We start from the raw sequence: 755 nt of genomic DNA on the forward strand, positions 1-755 counted from the left end.
CCGGCCCAGCCGCTGGCGACGCGCAGCCAGCAGGTGGTTTTGTCGTCGGACTGGCCGTCGCGGTCCCAGTGGAACTGGACTTTGATGCGGCCGTACTGGTCGCAGTGGATTTCTTCACCGGCCGGGCCGGTGACGACCGCGGTCTGGCTGCCGAGGACTTTGGGTTTCGGGTGTTCGAGGGCAGGGCGGTAGTGCGCGTCCCACGGGGTGGCGAGGAAGCTGTTGCGGTAGCCCTGGTGGAAATCGCTTTTGTTGTCGGTGACGTCGCTGGTGACGTTTTCACCGAGCACTTGCGGTTGTTTGCCTTCGTGGAAGACTTCCAGCAGCAGCCACAAGTCGTTCCATTCAGCGCGCGGGTGTTCGGCCAAGGTCAGGAAGTGGCCGCTGGTCAGGGTCGGTTCGTCACCTTTGCCTTCGGCGAGTTTGTAGTCGCTGCGATGACGTTCGAGGGCGCGGGTCGAGAGGAATTTGCCGCGCTCGCGGGTGGTGAAACGACCGGGGTAATCGTAGTCCTCAAGGTCCGGGGCGAACTCGGATTTGACCGCGCCTTCGGGCAGGATCTTCGGTTTTTCGAAGTCGTAGTCGCGGCGGCTGACGCGAGTGGTGCGGGTTTCCAGGCGCAGGTTGAAGCGTTTGATCACCGGTTTGTCGGCGCTCATGCCGGAGTCTTGCTGGTAGCTCACGGCCTTGAGTTTGCGGAACACTGTCTGATCGTCGCCGAACACCAGTTTGTGCCCGCTGCTGCTGTGCTGGAA

The 755-nt window shown here is 62.5% G+C and carries 1 protein-coding gene; it reads right to left on the bottom strand.

The features are described 5' to 3' along the window. Positions 1–755: type VI secretion system tip protein TssI/VgrG (gene tssI, locus M0808_RS28380; protein ID WP_247843191.1), on the bottom strand; the 755-nt coding region annotated here is incomplete at both ends.

Origin of the sequence: Pseudomonas sp. MWU12-3103b, assembly GCF_023100615.1 — a bacterium.
Lineage (GTDB): Bacteria > Pseudomonadota > Gammaproteobacteria > Pseudomonadales > Pseudomonadaceae > Aquipseudomonas > Aquipseudomonas putida_A.